The organism is Actinomadura livida (assembly GCF_014648675.1).
GTDB lineage: Bacteria > Actinomycetota > Actinomycetes > Streptosporangiales > Streptosporangiaceae > Spirillospora > Spirillospora livida.
The window spans coordinates 305,087-325,111 of the sequence record NZ_BMRO01000010.1 but is presented as its reverse complement, the minus strand read 5'-3'; the positions used below and the strand labels follow the sequence as shown (position 1 = coordinate 325,111).

Here is a 20,025-nt window from a genome sequence, read left to right as displayed (position 1 = left end):
GGTACGGCCCGGGGCGGCGGCCCCCGCCCGGGGTGAAGGACGAAATGCGATTGGCGGATTGCAGACGCCGAGTTCAGGGAACCTTTAACCGCACACACCGGATAGGCTAGAGGTTTCACCCGGCCGCCACTTCATGTCGATGTGACGTCGGTCCGCCACGGGCGGACGAGGATCACAACATGTGGATGAGGAGTACCCGTGACCGAGACCCGCGCTGACAACGTCACCTGGCTGACCCAGGAGGCGTACGACCGGCTCAAGGCTGAGCTGGAGCACCTGTCGGGCCCGGGCCGCATCGAGATCGCTCAGAAGATCGAGGCGGCGCGGGAGGAAGGGGACCTGCGCGAGAACGGCGGCTACCACGCGGCCAAGGAGGAACAGGGCAAGATCGAGGGCCGCATCCTCCAGCTCCAGGGCATCCTGGAGAACGCGCGCGTCGGTGAAGCGCCGCGTACCGAGGGCGTGGTAGGGCCCGGGATGACCGTCACGGTGTCCTTCGAGGGCGACGACGAAGAGGTCACGTTCCTGCTCGCGTCCCGCGAGGAGGTCGGCGCCCCCATCGACGTCTACTCGCCCAACTCGCCGCTCGGCGCGGCCATCAACGGCAAGAAGGTCGGCGACAAGGCCACCTACTCGCTGCCGAACGGCCGGAGCATGACGGTCGAGATCCTCGACGCCACCCCCTACGGGGCCGACTAGCCCCGTTCGTCCGCGGAGGACGGCGCAGTTCCGCGGAACGGGGTGCTGCCGGGTATCCCGCTTCCGATCAGCCCGGGGGTCGCTCCCCGGGCTTCGCTCCATCTGCGCCGCCCTCCCCCGGCCGCGTCCCGCCCGTACGGCCCGCCCGGCGGGCCGAGGCGCGGACCAGCGGCAGGGTGCGGTAGGCGACCTGGGTGGCCAGCGAGATCACCGAGGACGCGCGCTCCACGCCCGCCACGTCCACGAGCACGTCGATGACGCGCTGCAGGTCGGTGTTGCTCCGCGCGACGACGCGGCAGAGCATGTCCCCAGGGCCGGTGATGGTGTGGGCCTCGATGACCTCCGGCACCTGCGCGAGCCGCTTGGCGACGGGATCGTGCCCGCCCGCTTGCCGCAGCTGCAGCGTCACGAACGCCGTGACCGCGTAGCCGAGCGCCGCGGGGTCGATCTCCGGGCCGTAGCCCGCGATGACGCCGTCGCGGCTCAGCCGGTCGAGCCGCGCCTGGACGGTGCCGCGCGCCACCCCGAGCCGCCGGGACGCCTCCAGGACGCCGACGCGGGGTTCGGCGGTGAACAGCTCGATCAGCCGGCCGTCCAGTTCGTCGATCGGCATGGCACCCTCCACGACTCGTGGTCACCCTGTACAGAGCGGCAGGCCGGTCGCACTCCTGACTGTACAGATTGTCCAGCATCTGAGGACACCCTTGCGCACCTTGTAGGCGCATGTCGAAATTGGGCGGCATGGATGAGTTTCCGGTCAAGGGCATGGACGCCGTCGTCTTCGCCGTCGGCAACGCCAAGCAGGCGGCGCACTACTACTCCACCGCGTTCGGCATGCGCAGGGTCGCCTACCGCGGCCCGGAGAACGGCAGCCCCGACGAGGCGGTGCACGTGCTGGAGTCGGGCGGCGCACGGTTCGTGTTCCGCGGCCCGGTGCGCGCGGGCACCGGGCTCGGCCGGCACATCGCCGAGCACGGCGACGGCGTCGTCGACCTCGCGATCGAGGTCCCGGACGTCGAGGCCGCCTACCGGCACGCGCTCGCGAACGGCGCGACGGGCGTGCACGAGCCGCACGTCACGGAGGACGAGTACGGCAAGGTGACGATCGCCGCGATCGCGACCTACGGCGAGACCCGCCACTCGCTCGTCGACCGCTCGAACTACACCGGCCCCTACCTGCCGGGGTTCGCGCCCGCCGACCCGATCGTCGAGCCGCCGGAGAAGCGGTACTTCCAGGCGATCGACCACTGCGTCGGCAATGTCGAGCGCATGGAGGAATGGGCCGACTTCTACCACCGGGTCATGGGCTTCACCGACATGGCCGAGTTCATCGGGGACGACATCGCCACCGAGTACTCCGCGCTGATGTCCAAGGTCGTCGCGGACGGCAGCCGCAAGGTCAAGTTCCCGCTGAACGAGCCGGCGGAGGGCAGGCGCAAGTCGCAGATCGACGAGTACCTGGAGTTCTACGGCGGGCCGGGCGTCCAGCACATCGCGCTCGCCACCAACGACATCCTCGCGACCGTCGACCGGATGCGCGCCGCCGGCGTGGAGTTCCTGGAGAGCCCCGACTCGTACTACGAGGACCCGGAGCTGCGCGCGCGCATCGGCGAGGTGCGGGTCCCGATCGAGGAGCTGCAGAAGCGCCGGATCCTCGTCGACCGGGACGAGGACGGCTACCTGCTGCAGATCTTCACCAAGCCCGTCCAGGACCGCCCGACGGTGTTCTTCGAGATGATCGAGCGGCACGGCTCGCTCGGCTTCGGCAAGGGCAACTTCAAGGCGCTGTTCGAGGCGATCGAGCGGGAGCAGGAGCGCCGCGGCAACCTGTGACGCCCCGCGACCCCCGCGAGCCCGGATCCCGGGCCTGGATCATGCCGGGCCCGGGGGCCCGGTGACCGATCGTCCGGTTAGCGGCACACTTGTCCCCCATGAGCGAACCCCCTCCCGACCCCAGGCCCGACCCCCAGCCGGATGCGCGGGCCGCGGACGGCGACCGCGAGCCCACCGCCGAGCGGCCGCCGCCGTACCAGGGCACCTACGGCGCGCAGCCCGGACAGGCGCCGCCTCCCCCGGCGCCCGGACACGGCGCGCCCCCGGCGCCCGGGTACGGCCCGCCCGCCGCCGCCCAGCACCCGGGCTACGGACCGCCCCTCCAGCCGCACCCGGGCGTCACCGGCCCCCAGGACATGCTGGCCGGACGCTGGGCCCGGCTCGGCGCCGCGATCCTGGACTCCCTCATCCTCGCCGTCGTGTCCGTGCCGGCCATCCTGTTCTCCGTGCGCTGGGACAAGATGCAGGAGTCCATCGAGTCCGGTGAGCCGATCGCCGACCCCCTGGACCTCTACAACGTCCCGCGGCTCATGGTCGGATACGCGATCGCGTTCGCGGTGGGCTTCGCGTACTTCACCGTCCTGCACGCCAGATCCGGCCAGACGATCGGCAAGAAGGCCCTCGGCATCCGGGTGGTGAGCGCCGCCGACCACTCCGCCGTGAGCTGGGGCCAGGCCATCGGCAGGCAGGCGTTCGTCTACGCCATCACGATCGTCACGACCGCGCTCAACTTCTTCGTGGCCGCCGGAGCCCTCCTCGGGCTGCTCGGGCTCCTGGACACGGCGTGGATCCTGTGGGACGAACGCCGGCAGGCGCTGCACGACAAGGTGGCGGGGACGCTGGTGGTGAAGACGGCGCCGTGGATGCCCAACCCGTACGACAAGTCCTGAGCATCCCCGGTACGGGCAAGTTCTGATCTTCTTTGTGCAAACTCTGCGGTGCCCCCGGACGCGGGGAGTTTGGACGGCGGCGGCACGGCCACCCTTCCGGCATGACGCAACCGCCGAACGACCCCGCGTCCGGGGGAGAGCCGGAAGACCGGCCGCAAGGCCCTCCGCAGGGTCCCGGCCGTCCTGGTCCGTACGGTGGTGAGCAGCCCTACGGGGGACAGCAACCGTACGGCGGTCAACAGCCTCACGGTCAACAGCCTTATGGAGAGCAGCCCTACGGAGAGCGTCCGTACGGAGAGCAGCCCCACGGGCAGCAGCCCGGATACGGGGGGCTGCCGAAGTACCCCGGCCAGCCCGGATACGGTGACGAGCCCGGGTACGGCGGCCCGGCCGGCTACGGCGGCGCGGGCGGCTACGGCGATCCCGCCCAGGGACTGGCGAGCCGCTGGGCGCGCCTGGGCGCCGCCATCGTGGACATCGTCCTCGTCGGAATCGTCACCAGCCTGATCTCGCTGCCGTTCGTCGACTGGGGCAACGTCTTCGACGACAGCACGCGCGGGTCGGTGTACTCCTCCAACGCCCAGCTGTCGAGCAACGCGATCGGTGTCGTGCTGGGTTTCTTCTACTACTGGCTGATGCACGCCAGATGGGGGCAGACCCTCGGCAAGAGGCTTCTCGGGATCAGGGTCGTCCGGGAGGACAACGGGCAGGCCATCACCACCGGGCAGGCCGCGGGCCGTTCCGCGTTCTACAGCGTGCTCGGCGGCATCTGCGGCTGCATCGGCCTGATCAACGTCCTGTGGATCCTGTGGGACCCGCGCAAGCAGGCACTGCACTGCAAGGCGGCGCGCACCGTCGTCGTCAGGGCGAGCCCGAACGCCCCCGATCCCTACGCCCAGCGCTGACCGGGAGCGGATCGGAGTTGCCCTGCGCGTACCCGGCCGGGCAGGCTTGGCGCGTGCACAAGGCCGGAGAATCCCCCATCCGTCGCCGCCACGGCTCGCGGACCGCGTTCCGTGGTGCCGCGGGACTGGCCGCGCTCGCCGTCGCGGGGTCGCTGACCGCGGCCTGCCAGCTGACCCCCTTCGACGACGACGCGGGCTCGTCCGGCTCGCCCTCGGGGTCGGCCGCGACCGGCCCGGCCGGGCCGACGAGCGCGGGCGACGACTACGTGCCGGGGGACGGCAACGGCGGCTACGACGTCCAGCACTACTCGCTGAAGCTGAACATCGACCCGAACGCCGGCGAGCAGCTGAAGGGCACCGCCACCATCACGGCGAAGGCGACGGAGCGGCTCGCCCGCTTCAACCTGGACCTGAGCGGCCTCAAGGTGGCGTCGATCAAGGTGGACGACGCCCCGGCGCGGCAGCAGCGCGGCGGCAGCGAGCTGGAGGTCACCCCGGCGAAGCCGCTGCGGAAGGGCGCGCAGTTCACCACCGTGATCGAGTACTCGGGGACGCCGGAGCCGGTGTCGGATCCGGTGCTCGGCACCTACGGGTGGATCCGCACGTCCGACGGGGTGTTCGTCGCGTGCCAGCCGAGCGGGGCGCAGACCTGGTTCCCGAGCAACGACCACCCGAGCGACAAGGCCACGTTCGACTTCGAGATCACTGTCCCGCAGGGGCTGACGGCCATCGCCAACGGCGAGCCGGCGACGCCGCCCACCGGGACCGGCGGTGATGCGCCCGGCCTGCCGGGCGCCCCGCCGAGCACGGGTCCGGGCGGGCCCCCGAGCACGGGCGTCCCGGGAGTCGAGCCGATCGGGCACCGGGCGCGGACGACGTCCAAGTGGCACGTCAAGGCGCCGATGGCCACCTATCTGGCGACCGTCACCGTCGGGCGCTTCGACGTGCGGACGGGGCGGACCAAGAGCGGCGTCGAGGTCATCAGCGCGGCGGACCCGACCCTCTCCATGGTCAACCTGGACGCCTTCCACGGCCTGAACACCGAGATCACCGACGAGTTCGCCAAGCTGTTCGGCCCCTATCCGTTCGACTCCAGCGGCGGGCTGGTCGACAACGCGGAGGTCGGTTTCGCGCTGGAGACGCAGACCAGGCCGGTGTACGGGTCGTTCGGCGCCGAGCCCACGATCGTGGCGCACGAGCTGGCGCACCAGTGGTTCGGTGACAGCGTCAGCGTCACCGGGTGGAAGGACATCTGGCTGAACGAGGGCTTCGCCACCTACGCCGAATGGCTGTGGGAGGAGAAGAGCGGCGGCCGGACCGTCCAGGAGCAGTTCGACGAGCGCTACAAGAGCCCCCTCGCGAAGGACCTGTGGGACCACCCGCCCGGCGACCCGGGCCGCAAGCAGATGTTCGGCCGCTCGGTGTACGACCGCGGCGGGATGACGCTGGTGGCGCTGCGCGGACGGGTCGGCGAGGAGACCTTCTACAAGATCCTGAAGACGTGGGCGGACGAGAAGCGCCACTCCAACGCCACGACGCCGCAGTTCATCGAGACGGCGAACAAGGTCTCGGGCAAGAAGCTGAACTCGTTCTTCGACGACTGGCTCTACGAGAAGGGCCGGCCGGCCAGGTAACAGGGTCCACATCCGGTCACAAAAGGCACCTCATGCTCGCGTATTCGAGACCAAGTCGCGCTTGAACCGTTCCCGATCAGGAGAAAGTCTTGATCACGGCCGTCGTGACGGAGCGGCGGCCGTCACCGAGGAGCACCGAGGACGAGGCCGATGAGCACAACCCCCAGAGCCTTCGCCGCCGTGACGCTGGGCGTCGCCGCGGCTCTCACCGTGTCGGCGGCGCCCGCGAGCGCCGCGGAGCGGTTCACACCCGGCGCGCCCGGCGCCGGCGACCCCTACTTCCCCGACATGGGGAACGGCGGCTACGACGTCGCCCACTACGACGTCGGGCTGAAGTACGACCCGGCGACGAAGGGCATCCGGGCCGTCACCAAGATCAAGGCGCGGGCGACGCAGAACCTGTCCCGGTTCAACCTGGACTTCCTCGGCCCCCTGACGATCTCGTCGCTGAAGGTGGACGGGCACAAGGCGTCCTTCAAGCGGACGGGGGCCCAGGAGCTCGTCATCACCCCGCGCAAGGGGCTGCGCAAGCACCGGCACTTCACGGTGACCGTCGCGTACTCGGGCGTCCCGCAGCCCATCAACGACGCCACGCTGGGGACGTCGGGCTGGATCCCGACGGCCGACGGCGCGGTCATGGTCAACCAGCCGTTCGGCGCCGCCACGGTCTACCCGGTGAACGACCACCCGACCGACAAGGCGACGTACACGTTCACGCTCACGGCGCCCAAGGGCCACACCACGCTGTCCAACGGCGACCTGCGCGGCACGTCGACCAAGGGCGGCTGGACGACGACGCGCTGGGTCATGCGGCACCCGATGGCCAGCGAGCTGTCGATGCTCGCGATCGGCAAGTACGACGTCATCACGGGGCGGACGGGCGACGGCGTGCCGAACCTGACCGCCACCGACCGGGCCCAGGGCGTCACGCCGGAGGACGCGCAGAAGTTCCACCGGCAGACCGCCGAGATCCAGGACTTCCAGGCGTCGCTGTACGGCCGCTACCCGTTCACCTCGACGGGCGGGATCGTGGTCAAGGGCGGCTTCGGGTACGCGCTGGAGACCCAGGGCCGCCCGGTGTACGACCTCGGCCGCCGGCCGGGCGCCATCCCGAGCGGCTCGCTGGTCGCGCACGAGCTGGGCCACCAGTGGTTCGGGGACTCGGTCACGCCGGAGCGGTGGGCCGACATCTGGATGAACGAGGGCTTCGCGACGTACTCCGAGTGGCTGTACGCCGAGAAGTTCGAGGGCACGCCCGTCCAGGAGAGCTTCGACGCGGTCTACGCGACGCCCGCGGACGACGGCCTGTGGAAGGGCGTCGTCTCCGATCCCGGACGCGACCACATCTTCGACGGCCTCGTCTACGACCGCGGCGCGATGGCCGTGCACGTCCTCCGCCAGACCATCGGTGAGAATGCCTTTTACCGGCTGCTGAGGGAGTGGCCGGCGACGTACCGCTACGGCAACGCCTCGACGGAGGACCTCGTCCGCTTCGCCGAGCGGCTCTCGCACAAGAAGCTGGACGCCTGGGCCGACGCCTGGCTCTACTCCGAGGGCAAGCCGTCCGTCTGACCGCTCGTTGACTTGCGGCGTGTTGTTGTCATGAGAGCGCGGATGGCAACGACACGCCGCAAGTGAACGTTCGTTCAGCTGAGGGTGAGGGTGTAGCCCTTCTCGCGGAGGCGGCCGATGACGTCCTCCGAATGGCCGGAGCCGCGCGTCTCCAGATGCATGAGGACCTCGGCCTCCTCGACGTGCAGGCGGGCCGCGACCCGCTCGTGCATGACGTCCAGGACGTTCACGCCCAGCTCGGCGAGCTCGCTGAGCAGGGTCACCAGCGCGCCAGGACGGTCCTTCAGCCGGCAGCGGACGACCAGGTAGCGTCCCGCGCCCGCCAGGCCGTGCCGCAGCACTTTCGACAGCAGCAGCGGGTCGATGTTGCCGCCCGACAGCACGACGACCACGGGCGGCTCGACCGCGTACCCGTGCTCCAGCAGCGCCGCGACCCCGGCCGCCCCCGCGGGCTCGACGACCTGCTTGGCTCGTTCGAGGCACAGCAGCAGCGCCTGGGAGATGGACTCCTCGGTCACGGTGACGACCGCGTCCACCAGCTCGGTGAACATGGCGTGGGTCAGCTCGCCGGGGCGGCCGACCGCGATGCCGTCCGCCATCGTCGGCTCCACCGCGACCGGCAGGGGCCGGCCGGCGGCGAGCGAGGGCGGGAACGCCGCCGCCCGTTTGGCCTGCGCGCCGAGCGCCTTGATCTGCCGCCCGCCGGTCTCCTTCGCGACCCCCTTGGCCGCCGCCGCGATGCCCGCCAGCAGGCCGCCGCCGCCCACCGGGGCCACGATGGTCCGGACGTCCGGGCACCCCTCCATGATCTCCAGGCCGATCGTGGCCTGCCCGGTGACGACGTCGGGGTGGTCGAACGGGTGGATGAGCACCGCGCCGGACTCGTCGGCGTACTCCTGGGCGGCGGTGAGGCACTCGTCGACGGTCGGGCCCGGGAACACGACCTCGGCGCCGTAGCCGCGGGTCGCGGCGATCTTGGGGAGCGGCGCGCCGACCGGCATGAACACGGTCGCCCGGCAGCCGAGCATGGCCGCGGCGAGCGCGACGCCCTGCGCGTGGTTGCCCGCGCTGGCCGCCACCACGCCGCCGGCGCGCTGGGCCTCGGTCAGCCCGGCGATCCGCGCGTACGCGCCGCGGATCTTGAACGAGCCGGTGCGCTGCAGGTTCTCGCACTTCAGCAGGACGGGGCCGCCGATCTGCTCCGACAGCACCCGGGACGGGATCAGCGGGGTGGGCACGACCACCTCGCGGAGCAGCTTCCGGGCGGCGCGGACGTCGTCGACGGTGACGGCGTCCTCTGGCCGGTACCTCATGAATGCCTCCCGCGGGGGACGGGACCCCGCGATCCGATACTCGCACCCGCCGCGCTCAACCCGCACTCCAATAGCGGTCTTGCGCGAACACCAGGGCGGCGGCGCCGACGAGCCCGGCGGTCTGCCCGAGGCCGGCGGGGACGATCCGCACCCGGCGCGCGAACTCCATCCGGGCGTGCTCGCGGAACGCCTCCTCCAGCGGCTCGAACAGCAGCTCGCCCGTCTGGGAGACGCCGCCGCCGATCGCGGCGACCTCCAGGTCGCACAGGTGCGTCGCGGAGGCGATCGCGACGCCGAGGGCGCGACCGGCCCGGCGCAGCGCGGCGACGGCGACCGGGTGGCCGCCGCGTGCGTCGGCGGCGAGTTCGACGCCGGTGGCGTCCGCGCTCTCCCGCCGCCAGCCCTGCTCCCGCGCCCAGGCGACCAGGCCGGGGCCGCGGGCGACGGCCTCCAGGCAGCCGCGCCCGCCGCACGCGCAGGGCGGCCCGCCGGGATCGACGACGACGTGGCCGATGTGCCCGGCGTTGCCGCTGGCGCCGTTGACGAGCCGGCCGCCGAGGATGAGGCCGCCGCCGACGCCCGTGGACACCACCATGCCGAGGACGTTGTCCCGGCCGCGTCCCGCGCCGAGCCAGTGCTCGCCGACGGCGACGCAGATCGCGTCGTTGTGGATGCGGACGGGCAGCCCCGGGTAGCGGGCGCGGAGCCTGGCGCGCAAGGGGAAGCCGTCCCGCCACACCGGGATGTTGAGCGGGGACACCTCCGCGGCGGGCCACGTCATCGGCCCGCCGCAGCCGACGCCGACGCCCGCGAGGGCCGGGTCGCCGGCCCCGGCGACGAGCTTGCCGAGCAGCACCTCCAGCGCCCGCCACAGCCCCTCGGCGTCCAGGTCCGGCCCGCCCGGCGTCGCGGCGCGGTCGTAGGCGGCGATGCGCCCGCCCGGTTCGACGAGCGCGGCGGCGAGCTTCGTGCCGCCGATGTCCACCGCGAGGACGGGCGCGCCCGCACCGGCCGCCGGACCCGGCGCGGGCTCTGCCGCGGGATCCGCCCCGGGGCCGGTCAAGCCGGCTCCCCGGCCCGGCCGAACGCCAGGATGGACGCGGTGAAGCCGTGCACGTGGTTGCGTCCCGCGACCGGGCCGATCTCGCCGGCGCCGAAGAAGCCGCCCACCCCGGCCGGGCCGAAGGCGCGGTCGAGGACGCGGGCGTCGTGGTCGGAGTCGGCGAACATCGCCTGCCCGCGCCCGTTGCAGGAGAACAGCAGCGCGCCCTCGACCGGACGCATGTCGAACTTGTCGAGCAGGGCGGCGAGGTCCTGGTCGGCGGCGCCCGCGTCGCGGACCTGGAACCGGACGGTGCGGCCCACGTCCACCACGTCGCCGATCGCGATGGCGCCGCTGTCGGTGTCGGCGCCGACCACCCCGCGGACCAGGAAGTCGCCGTGCTCGTGCTCCTCGGCGTACTCGTCCATCGCGACGCCGATCAGCAGGCCGCGCCCGGCCAGCTCCTGCTCCTCCTCCGGGAGCCCGAGGACGACCTGCTCCAGCTTCTCCAGCGCGGGAACGCCCGCCAGCTCGTACAGGACGTTCTCCTCCGCCCTGGTCACCACCATGTCGGGCCCGATCGGGCGGGCGCCCTGGCTGACCACGGTCGCCGCGGCGACCGACCCGCCGATGACGACGCCGACCGCGCCGTCGCGGTAGACGTCCCCGCCGACGAACAGCCGCGTGTCGCCCCGCTCGCGGCCCTCCGCGAGCCCGCCGACCAGCGGGAGACCGGGCAGCGCGTCGTCGGAGCGCTCGACGAACGCGTCCACCGGGAAGGTGTACGGGTCGGTCAGCAGCACGCCGACCACGTCGTCGTCCTGCGCCTCCGGCATGCCGACCACGATCAGCCGGTCGTCGGCCTTCAGCGTCTCCAGCCGGAACGGGTCGAGCCGCGCGCCCGGCAGCACCGCCGCCCACGCGCTGACCGCGCCGGCCTCCTCCACCCCGCGCCCGGCGCCGATCACCCCGGACGCGGTGCAGCCCAGCAGCACCGCGGGCCCGGCGGCCCGCGCCGCGGCCGCCGCGGCCGCCTCGAACACCTCCGGGTCCTCGCCCGTCATGAAGACGCAGACCAGGTCGGGCGCCGCGCTGAGCGGCGCGAGGGCCTGCTCGACCGCCGACACGGCCGCCTCGCACAGGTCGGGTCCGGAGGCCAGGCCATCACCGAATCGCGCCATGGGCGCCGCCTCCCTCACTGCGTTTCGCCGCTCCGTTCACACGCACAGTGTCCCCCGCGGTGCGCCGCCCACCCAAACATCGCCCGATCCGCACAGGACAGGACACTCACGGACGAACCCACCGGCGGACGAATCCTCCGCCGGGGTGCGATTCCGCGTACCGGCGACGTAATGTCGGTCGCGTGCGTTCATCCACACCGCGTGAATCCCTACCCAGCGAGGCCACTCTGGGCGAGCTGCGCACCAGCGGCCACGTCCAGCGGCCGGTGAAGGCGGAGATCCGCCGCAACCTGCTCGCCCGGATGCGATCCGGGGAGCCGCGCTTCCCGGGCATCCTCGGCTTCGACGACACCGTCCTGCCCCATCTGGAGCGCGCCCTGCTCGCCGGGCACGACCTCGTGCTGCTGGGCGAGCGGGGGCAGGGCAAGACACGGCTCATCCGCACCCTCGCGGGGCTGCTGGACGAGTGGACCCCCGTCGTGGCCGGCTGCGAGATCAACGACCACCCGTACGAGCCGGTGTGCGTGCGCTGCCGGCGGCTGGCCGCCGACAAGGGCGACGACCTGCCGGTCGAGTGGCGGCACCGGGACGACCGGTACGGGGAGAAGCTCGCCACGCCCGACACCAGCGTCGGCGACCTCATCGGCGACGTCGACCCGATCAAGGTGGCCGAGGGCCGGACGCTCGGCGACCCGGAGACCGTCCACTTCGGGCTCGTCCCCCGCACCAACCGCGGGATCTTCTCCATCAACGAGCTGCCCGACCTCGCCGAGCGGATCCAGGTGGCGCTGCTGAACGTCCTGGAGGAGCGCGACGTGCAGGTCCGCGGCTACGCGCTGCGGCTGCCGCTGGACGTGCTGCTCGTCGCGTCCGCCAACCCGGAGGACTACACCAACCGGGGCCGCATCATCACCCCGCTGAAGGACCGCTTCGGCGCCGAGATCCGCACCCACTACCCCCTGGAGCTGGACGCCGAGCTGGCGCTGATCCGCCAGGAGGCCGACTTCGCCGACCTCGCGGGGCTGCCCGCCGAGGTGCCCGACCACCTGATCGAGGTGATCGGGCGGTTCACCCGGCTCGTCCGGGAGTCGACCGCGGTGGACGCCCGGTCCGGGGTGTCGGCGCGGTTCGCGCTCGCGGGCGCCGAGACCGTCGCCGCCGGCGCGGTGCGGCGCGCGGCGCTGGCCGGCGAGGAGCACGCCGTCGCGCGGGTCTGCGACCTGCCCGCGGTCGTCCCGTCGCTGATGGGCAAGGTGGAGTTCGAGGTCAGCGAGGAGGGCCGCGAGCAGGAGGTGCTGGAGCACCTGCTGCGCCGGGCCATCGCCGAGACCTACCGGCGGACGCTCGGCCCCGCCGACCTGAGCGGGCTGCTGGACCGGTTCGACTCCGGCGACAGCGTCGAGTCGGGCGAGCTGGTGCCGGCGACGGAGCTGCTGCGCCGCATCGGGCAGGTCCCCGGCCTCGCGAAGATCATGGAACGGCTCGGCATGAGCGGGGAGTCCCCCGGCCAGGCCGCGGCCGCGCTGGAGTTCGCCCTGGAGGGGCTGTTCCTCACCCGCCGGCTGTCCAAGGACGCCGCGGAGGGACGGGCCGACGGGACGGCCACCTACCGGACCTGACGCCCGGAACCTGACTTCTCCACCTGCGAGGAGATTCGATGAGCCGATACCGCTACGGCGCCTACGAGGACGGGCCCGACCCGCTCGCCCCGCCCTACGACGTCCGCGACGCCCTCGACGCGATGGGCGACTCGGTGCTCGACGGCACCCGCCCGGACGAGGCGCTGCGGGACCTGCTCCGGCGCGGCCTCGGCGACCCGCAGGGCCGGATGCCGAACGTGCGGGGGCTCGACGACATGCTCCGCCAGGTGCGCGAGCGCCGCCGCGCGCTGCGCGACCGGGGCCGCCTCGACGGGACGCTGGAGGAGGCGCGCGCGCTGCTCGACACCGCGATCGGGCAGGAGCGGGCCGAGCTGTTCCCCGACCCGGGCGACGAGGCGCGCCTGCGTGAGGCGGAGCTGGACACGCTGCCGTCCGACACGTCCCAGGCGATCCGGCGGCTGTCGGACTACGACTGGCGCTCCGACGCGGCCCGGCAGACGTTCGAGCGGCTGAAGGACCTGCTGCGCCGCGAGGTGCTCGACGCGCAGTTCCAGGGCATGAAGCAGGCCCTGGAGAACCAGGACCCCGCGGCCATGGAGCGCGTCAAGAACATGATGGGCGCGCTGAACGAGATGCTCGACCGCGATGCCCGCGGCGAGCACACGCAAGAGGACTTCGACCGGTTCATGGACGAGTACGGGGACATGTTCCCCGACGATCCGCGGAACCTGGAGGAGCTGGTCGACTCCCTCGCCCGCCGCGCCGCCGCGATGGACCGGCTGCTCGCCTCGCTCAGCCCGGAGCAGCGCGCGGAGCTGGCCGGGCTGATGGAGCAGGCCATGCAGGACGCGGGCCTCGCCATGGAGATGACCCGGCTGGGCGACGCGCTGCGGGCCCGCCGTCCCGACCTCGGCTGGGGCCAGGCGGAGCAGATGACCGGCGAGGACCCGCTCGGCATGGGCGACGCCACCACCGCGCTCGCGGAGCTGGCCGACCTGAGCGAGCTGGAGGCGGCGCTCGGGCAGGACTACCCGGGCGCCCGGCTCGACGACATCGACGAGGACGCCGTCCGCCGCGCGCTCGGCCGGCAGGCGGTCGACGACATCGCCGCGCTGCGCCGCATCGAGGCGGAGCTGGAGCGGCAGGGCTACCTGCGGCGCAACCGCGGCAAGCTGGAGCTGACGCCGAAGGCGGTGCGCCGGCTGGGCGAGACGGCGCTGCGCCGGGTGTTCGCGCAGCTCACGACCGGCCGGCAGGGCGACCACGACCAGCGCGACGCGGGCCAGGCGGGCGAGCTGACCGGGGCGAGCCGGGAGTGGCGGTTCGGCGACGAGCAGCCCCTCGACGTGGTCCGGACGGTGAGCAACGCGATCCGCCGCAGCGCCATGGAGGACGGCGCGCGGCCGGCCGCCCCCGTCGACGCGCCGGCGGTCTCCACCCTGAAGGTCGTGGAGCCGGCGCCCCCCGATACCGGCGGCCTGAGACCCGGCGGGGTGCGGCTGGGCGTGGACGACTTCGAGGTGCACGAGACCGAGCGCCGGACGGGCGCGGCCGTGTGCCTGCTGGTCGACCTGTCGTACTCGATGGTGCTGCGCGGGACGTGGGCGGTCGCCAAGCAGACCACGCTCGCCCTCCACACGCTGGTGACCAGCAAGTTCCCGCAGGACGCCATCCAGATCATCGGGTTCTCCAACTACGCGCGGGTGCTGCACCCGACGGAGATGGCGGGCCTGGACTGGGACATGGTGCAGGGCACCAACCTGCACCACGCGCTGATGATCGCGGGCCGGCATCTGGACCGGCACCCCGACTTCGAGCCGATCGTCCTCGTCGTCACCGACGGGGAGCCGACCGCGCACCTGCGCCCGGACGGCCGCTCGCTGTTCGACTACCCGCCGTCCACCGACACCCTCGTCCTCACGCTCGCCGAGGTCGACAAGATGACCCGGCGGGGCGCCTGCATGAACTTCTTCATGCTCGCCGAGGACCGCCGCCTCGTCTCGTTCGTGGAGGAGGTCGCGCGCCGCAACGGCGGCCGCGTCTTCGCGCCCGACGCCGAGCGGCTCGGCGAGTACGTCGTCAGCGACTACCTCCGGGTGCGGCGCGGCCGCCGGTAGCGGGGCGGAGGGGCTAGGGTCGGCGTCATGTCGACGTCCGACCACCTCCTGCTGTTCCTGCACATCGGGTTCGCGATCTTCACGCTGGGGCCGCTGACCGCGGCGACCATGTCCACCCCGCGCTACATCCGCAGGCGCAACGTGGTCGTGCTGCGCTACCTGCACCGCGTCACGCAGATCTACGGGGTCACCAGCCTGGGGATCTTCCTGTTCGGGCTGCTGCTCGCCCAGGGCGACCTGGCGGAGGTGTGGCTGTCGGCGTCGATGACGCTGTTCATTGTCGCGCTGGTGCTGCTGCTGATCGTCGAGCGCGACCAGCGAAAGGCGGCGCACCTGCTGGAGGTCGCGGCCGAGAAGGAGGGCGCGGCCCCCGCCGGGCCCGCCCCGGAGGACGAGAAGGGCGCCGGCAAGGACACCGGGGACGCAGCCCGGCCCGGCTCGGGCGACGACATCGCGCAGGTGGAGCGCGGCCGGATCGCCGCCATCTCCGGCGTGGTCGCGCTGATGTGGCTGGTGATCCTGCTGCTGATGGTCTGGAACGGCTGACCGGGGCGCCGCGCCCCGGCCGGCCGGTGCCCGTTGCTAGGAACCGGGCCTCAGCCGCTCCTTGAGCCAGGCCACGATCGTCGGGTAGGTCTTCTCCCCGGCCAGCAGCCCGGACGCGTGCATGTCGCCGTCGAGGCCCTTGACCGTCGCGGGGACGCCCGCCGCGGTCAGCGCGCCCGCCAGCGCGTTGCTGTGCGAGATCGGCACGAAGTCGCCGGCCGTGTGCATGAGCAGCATCGGCGCGTCACCCGTCGAGGCGTGCGACGCGGAGTTGGAGTCCTCCAGCTTCGCCAGGCACTCCTCGTCGGCGGAGACGCCCGGGGCGCAGTTGAGCAGCGCGGTCACCGCCCCGCGCAGCTTCCGCTGGCTCGGCGTGGCCGTCGGCTTCCCGCCGTCGTGGTAGGCCAGCGACGGGCTGGTCACCGGCGACAGCGCGACCACGCCGCGGACCTGCGCGGAACCCGTCCCGAACGTGCCGAGCTGGGTCGCGAGGTGCCCGCCGGACGAGGCGCCGACGACGGCGACGCGCCGCGGGTCGAGGTTCCACCGCACGGCGTTGTCCTTGAGGAAGGCGAGCGCGGACATCGCGTCGTCGCGCTGCGCCGGCCACTGCGCCCGCGGCGCGAGCCGGTAGTTCGCCGACAGCACGACGAAGCCCTCTTCGGTCAGCCGCCGCGCGAAGTACTTCCAGCCGGCCTTGTCACCGTGCAGCCAGTACCCGCCGTGCAGGATCAGCACGGCCGGGCGCGGCGCCGCCCCCGGCTCGGTCTTGCGCCAGTAGACGTCGACCCGCTGGGCCCGGTCCTTGCCGTACGCGTACGTCCGCGCCCGCGGCAGCTCCGGCGTGACCATGACGGCCTCGGCGGAGACGGTCCCGTCGGTCTCGCCGTCCGGTTCCACCGGCTGCGACGTGCCGGACGCGGACGGCTCCTGCGACCCGGGGACGCCGGTCGGCGCACCCTCGGGCGGCGTCGTCCCCGGCCCCCCGCCGGGCGGGGCGGAGGGCGACGCCGGGACGGACGCGGGCGGCGTAGGCGCCGGTGACGTCGCCTGGGCCCCACCCGGTACGGCTACGGCGGAGACACACGTCGCGGCGAACGCCGCCCCACAGACCAGAACTTTGCGCACCCCGGTCCCTTTCTTTACGAACCTGGCGCGCCGAGTATAGAGGCTTGATCAGCTCGCGTGGGCGAGAGCCCGCTCAAGATCCCGCAGAAGATCACCGACGTCCTCGATCCCGACCGACAGCCGCACCAGATCGGCCGGCACCTCCAGCGGCGACCCGGCGGCGGACGCGTGCGTCATCCGCCCCGGGTGCTCGATCAGCGACTCCACGCCGCCGAGCGACTCCCCCAGCGTGAACAGCTTCGCCGCCTCGCACACCCGGACGGCGGCCTCCTCGGACTCCATCCGGAACGAGACCATGCCCCCGAACGCCTTCATCTGCTTGGCCGCGACGTCGTGGCCCGGGTGGCCGGGCAGCCCCGGGTAGAGGACCTCCCGGACGGCCGGGTGCCGCGCCAGCATCTCCACGATCCGCTCGGCGTTCGTGCAGTGCCGGTCCATCCGCACGCCGAGCGTCTTGATCCCGCGCAGGGTCAGCCAGGCGTCGAACGGGCCCGCGACGGCGCCCATGGCGTTCTGGTGGAACGCCAGCCGCTCGCCCAGCTCCGCGTCCGACACGATCAGCGCGCCGCCGACGACGTCGGAGTGGCCGCCGATGTACTTGGTGGTCGAGTGGACGACCACGTCCGCGCCGAGTTCGAGCGGGCGCTGGAGGTAGGGCGAGGCGAAGGTGTTGTCGACGACGAGCAGCGCGCCCGCGTCGTGGGCGACGGCCGCCAGCGCCGCGATGTCGGCGATGCCGAGCAGCGGGTTCGTCGGCGTCTCCAGCCAGATGATCTTCGTCTGCGGGCCCACCGCGGCCCGCACCGCCTCGATGTCCCCCAGCGGCACCGGGTCGAACGCCACCCCCCAGGGTTCGGCCACCTTCGCGAACAGCCGGTAGGTGCCGCCGTAGGCGTCGTTCGGGATGACCACATGGTCGCCCGGCCGGCACACCGCGCGCAGCAGCGCGTCCTCCGCGGCGAGCCCGGACGCGAACGCCAGCCCGCGGACGCCGCTCTCTATCTCGGCCAGGCACGTCTCAAGGGCGGTCCGGGTCGGGTTCGCCGACCGGGAGTACTCGTAGCCGCCGCGCAGCCCGCCGATGCCGTCCTGCTTGTAGGTGGAGACCTGGTAGATCGGCTTCACGACCGCCCCCGTGGTGGGGTCGGGTTCCTGGCCCGCGTGGATGGCCAGGGTCTCGAAGCCTCGCTGAACCTCGTTGTCCATGGGTACGAGGCTATCCACCCCGCTCCCCTCCTAGAGGATGAGGTGCTCCCCCGGAGGTATCAGCCGGTATTTCAGCGCAGCGGGTGACCCCAAGGCCCCATCCGATCTCTACCGTTTTACAGGTACTCATTCTTTCCTGTCTCCCCTCACCCTGATTAAGGAAGCCCCATGTTCGCTCGGCTCGCGCGCTTCGTCGTGAGACACCCGTGGTGGACGATCGCAGCCTGGCTCGCGGCCGCGATCGTCATCATCGCCTTCTCCCCCAAGCTGTCCACCGAGTCGGACCAGGGCGAGTTCCTGCCCTCCGGGTACGAGTCCGTCCAGGCCATCGAGCTCGCCGAGAAGGCGTTCCCCGAGCAGGCGGACATGTCCGCGCTGATCGTGGTGCAGCGCTCCGACGGCGGGAAGCTCACCCCGGCCGACAACGCCAAGGTCGCCGAGGCCGCCAAGAACCTGTCCACCAAGACCTACCCCACGGTCAAGGGCTTCCTCACGAGCCCCGAGGCGATCGCCCCCAACGGGTCCATCCAGCTCATCACCGTGCCGATGGACATGGCGACGGGGAGCGAGGCCCAGGAGCAGAGCCAGGCCGTCAAGGACATCCGCGCCGAGTTGCCCAGGCAGCTCGGCGACGGCCTTGAGGCCAAGGTCGGCGGCGAAGTCGCGATGTTCGTCGACAACGAGGACTCCTTCACCCAGTCCTTCATGCTCATCACCGTCGCGACCTTCGCCCTCATCATCGGGCTGATCCTGCTGATCTTCCGGGCGCCGCTGGCGGCGATCCTGCCGATCATCGTGATCATCGCGACCGAGCAGATGTCGATGGGGCTGATCGGCACGGCGTCCAAGCTGCTGGACTTCACCGGCGACGACAGCCTGCAGATCATCCTGACGATCGTGATGTTCGGCGTCGGCGCCGACTACTACCTGTTCCTGCTGTTCCGCTACCGGGAGCGGCTGCGCGCCGGCGAGGACCGCAAGACCGCGCTCATCTCCGCGGTGGAGCGGGTCGGCGAGGTCATCACCTCCGCCGCGGCCGCGATCGCGGTCACGTTCCTGGTCCTGATGCTGGCGTCCTTCGGGATCTTCGCCGCGTGGGGTCCGTCGCTCGCCATCGGCGTCGTGGTGATGGGCATCACCTCGCTGACGCTCTTCCCCGCCATCCTGTCGCTGGTCGGGCCCGCGGTGTTCTGGCCGTCCAAGTCCTGGAAGACGCAGCCGAAGGGCACCACCGCGGCGCGGCTCGGCGGGATGGTCGGCCGGCGGCCGGCCGCGATCGCCCTCGGCGCCGGGGTCCTGATGGTCGCGCTCGCGTCCGGCGCGATCAACTTCAAGTCCGACTACGACTTCCAGTCCAGCTTCCCGAAGGACACCGAGTCCGCCCTGGCCACCGAGGACATGAAGAAGGGCTTCCCGGCCGGGCAGACCACTCCGGTCGAGGTCATGGTCCGCTCCAGCGACGGGCAGCCGCTGGACAAGGCCGAGCTGGACGCCTGGGGGCAGCAGGCCAAGTCGCTGCCCGGCGTCGGCGGCGTCCAGCCCGCCGTGGTCAGCCAGGCCGACCCCACCATCGGCCAGGTCAACCTGGTGCTGAACGGCAACCCCGTCGACAACGACTCGATCAACCACGTCAAGAACGAGCTCGGGCCGGCCGTCCACGACATGGCGCCGGAGGGCACCGAGGTGTTCGTCGGCGGCGAGACCGCGATCTACAGCGACATCAACAGGGTCGTCAACCGGGACCTGTCGGTGATCCTGCCGGTCGCCGGGGTGCTCATCGCGCTGATCCTGCTGGCGCTGCTGCGCTCCGTGGTCGCCCCGCTGTACCTCGTCCCGGCGGTGCTGCTGGGCTTCGCCGCGACGCTCGGCTCGGCGGTGTACGTCTTCCAGGGGCTGCTGGGCCAACCCGGAGAGGTCTTCCACCTGCCGATCATGCTGTACCTGTTCGTGCTGGCCATCGGGACGGACTACAACATCCTGATGACCGCGCGGCTGCGCGAGGAGGCCAAGGCGGGGCACGAGCCGCGCAAGGCCGCCGCGCTGGCGGTCGAGCACGGCGGGCCGACGGTCGCCGCGGCGGGGCTGATCCTCGCCGGCACGTTCTCGGTGATGCTGCTGGCCAAGGTGTCGATGCTGCAGCAGATGGGCTTCTCCATCGCGCTGGGGATCGCGCTGTCGGCCTTCATCATGGCGATCTTCCTGGTGCCGGGCGTCACCGCCCTGCTGGGCCGCAAGGCGTGGTGGCCCGGCCACGGCGCCGACTCGCAGAAGGAGCTCAAGCCCGCCGACACCCGCGACGACCTCGCCCCGACCGGATCCCGGTAGCCGGGATCCCCTAGAACGCCGGGTTGCGGAGCC

The 20,025-nt window shown here is 72.3% G+C and carries 16 protein-coding genes; 10 read left to right on the top strand and 6 right to left on the bottom strand.

Annotation, left to right across the window (positions count from 1 at the left end; all coding sequences use genetic code 11):
• Window positions 1-198: 198 nt before the first annotated feature.
• On the top strand, window positions 199-699 hold the full coding sequence (gene greA / locus IEZ03_RS24755; RefSeq protein ID WP_184881213.1) for a transcription elongation factor GreA: 501 nt from the start codon (window positions 199-201) through the stop codon (window positions 697-699).
• A gap of 67 nt (window positions 700-766) precedes the next feature.
• Here the strand turns inward: greA and IEZ03_RS24750 are convergent, their stop codons facing one another.
• Window positions 767-1,312, bottom strand: a complete 546-nt coding sequence (locus tag IEZ03_RS24750; RefSeq protein WP_184881211.1) for an Lrp/AsnC family transcriptional regulator — start codon at window positions 1,310-1,312, stop codon at window positions 767-769.
• A 128-nt stretch (window positions 1,313-1,440) separates the two neighbouring features.
• Between IEZ03_RS24750 and hppD the strand changes: the two genes are divergently transcribed.
• From hppD to IEZ03_RS24725, 5 genes are all read left to right on the top strand, one after another.
• Window positions 1,441-2,532, top strand: coding sequence for a 4-hydroxyphenylpyruvate dioxygenase (gene hppD / locus IEZ03_RS24745; protein WP_184881209.1), 1,092 nt, complete (start codon window positions 1,441-1,443; stop codon window positions 2,530-2,532).
• 98 nt (window positions 2,533-2,630) lie between these two features.
• A complete protein-coding gene (locus tag IEZ03_RS24740; protein WP_184881207.1) occupies window positions 2,631-3,422 on the top strand; it encodes an RDD family protein in 792 nt (263 codons plus the stop codon).
• Between the two features lie 101 nt (window positions 3,423-3,523).
• Window positions 3,524-4,327 (top strand): RDD family protein, encoded by an 804-nt coding sequence (locus tag IEZ03_RS24735; RefSeq protein ID WP_184881205.1) that lies wholly within the window; start codon window positions 3,524-3,526, stop codon window positions 4,325-4,327.
• A 53-nt stretch (window positions 4,328-4,380) separates the two neighbouring features.
• Window positions 4,381-5,961, top strand: a complete 1,581-nt coding sequence (locus tag IEZ03_RS24730) for a M1 family metallopeptidase (protein ID WP_229808544.1) — start codon at window positions 4,381-4,383, stop codon at window positions 5,959-5,961.
• Between the two features lie 150 nt (window positions 5,962-6,111).
• On the top strand, window positions 6,112-7,533 hold the full coding sequence (locus IEZ03_RS24725; RefSeq protein ID WP_184881203.1) for a M1 family metallopeptidase: 1,422 nt from the start codon (window positions 6,112-6,114) through the stop codon (window positions 7,531-7,533).
• A gap of 74 nt (window positions 7,534-7,607) precedes the next feature.
• On the opposite strand, the gene ilvA is transcribed toward IEZ03_RS24725, so the two are convergent.
• The 3 genes from ilvA to IEZ03_RS24710 form a co-directional block, all read right to left on the bottom strand.
• On the bottom strand, window positions 7,608-8,846 hold the full coding sequence (gene ilvA, locus IEZ03_RS24720; protein ID WP_184881201.1) for a threonine ammonia-lyase: 1,239 nt from the start codon (window positions 8,844-8,846) through the stop codon (window positions 7,608-7,610).
• A gap of 55 nt (window positions 8,847-8,901) precedes the next feature.
• Window positions 8,902-9,831 carry an ROK family protein gene (locus IEZ03_RS24715; protein ID WP_229808554.1) on the bottom strand — a complete coding sequence of 310 codons (930 nt, stop codon included), beginning with the start codon at window positions 9,829-9,831 and terminating at the stop codon, window positions 8,902-8,904.
• 74 nt (window positions 9,832-9,905) lie between these two features.
• The gene (locus IEZ03_RS24710; RefSeq protein WP_184881197.1) at window positions 9,906-11,069 is read right to left on the bottom strand and encodes an FIST signal transduction protein; all 1,164 of its coding nucleotides are present in this window, start codon (window positions 11,067-11,069) and stop codon (window positions 9,906-9,908) included.
• Window positions 11,070-11,251: 182 nt separating this feature from the next.
• On the opposite strand from IEZ03_RS24710, the gene IEZ03_RS24705 reads away from it, so the two are divergent.
• From IEZ03_RS24705 to IEZ03_RS24695, 3 genes are read left to right on the top strand one after another with little or no spacing between them, the layout of a single operon-like run.
• Window positions 11,252-12,688: a sigma 54-interacting transcriptional regulator gene (locus tag IEZ03_RS24705; protein ID WP_229808543.1), complete on the top strand. Its 1,437-nt coding sequence runs from the start codon at window positions 11,252-11,254 to the stop codon at window positions 12,686-12,688.
• A gap of 38 nt (window positions 12,689-12,726) precedes the next feature.
• A complete protein-coding gene (locus IEZ03_RS24700; protein ID WP_184881195.1) occupies window positions 12,727-14,787 on the top strand; it encodes a vWA domain-containing protein in 2,061 nt (686 codons plus the stop codon).
• A gap of 27 nt (window positions 14,788-14,814) precedes the next feature.
• Entirely contained in the window at window positions 14,815-15,333 is a 519-nt protein-coding gene (locus IEZ03_RS24695) for a hypothetical protein (RefSeq protein WP_184881193.1), read from the top strand.
• Between the two features lie 36 nt (window positions 15,334-15,369).
• On the opposite strand, the gene IEZ03_RS24690 is transcribed toward IEZ03_RS24695, so the two are convergent.
• Both IEZ03_RS24690 and IEZ03_RS24685 read right to left on the bottom strand, forming a co-directional pair.
• Window positions 15,370-16,461 (bottom strand): alpha/beta hydrolase, encoded by a 1,092-nt coding sequence (locus IEZ03_RS24690; protein ID WP_229808542.1) that lies wholly within the window; start codon window positions 16,459-16,461, stop codon window positions 15,370-15,372.
• A gap of 48 nt (window positions 16,462-16,509) precedes the next feature.
• A complete protein-coding gene (locus tag IEZ03_RS24685) occupies window positions 16,510-17,667 on the bottom strand; it encodes a cystathionine gamma-synthase (RefSeq protein WP_184881192.1) in 1,158 nt (385 codons plus the stop codon).
• Window positions 17,668-17,835: 168 nt separating this feature from the next.
• On the opposite strand from IEZ03_RS24685, the gene IEZ03_RS24680 reads away from it, so the two are divergent.
• A complete protein-coding gene (locus tag IEZ03_RS24680) occupies window positions 17,836-19,992 on the top strand; it encodes an MMPL family transporter (RefSeq protein ID WP_184881190.1) in 2,157 nt (718 codons plus the stop codon).
• Window positions 19,993-20,025 lie beyond the last annotated feature (33 nt).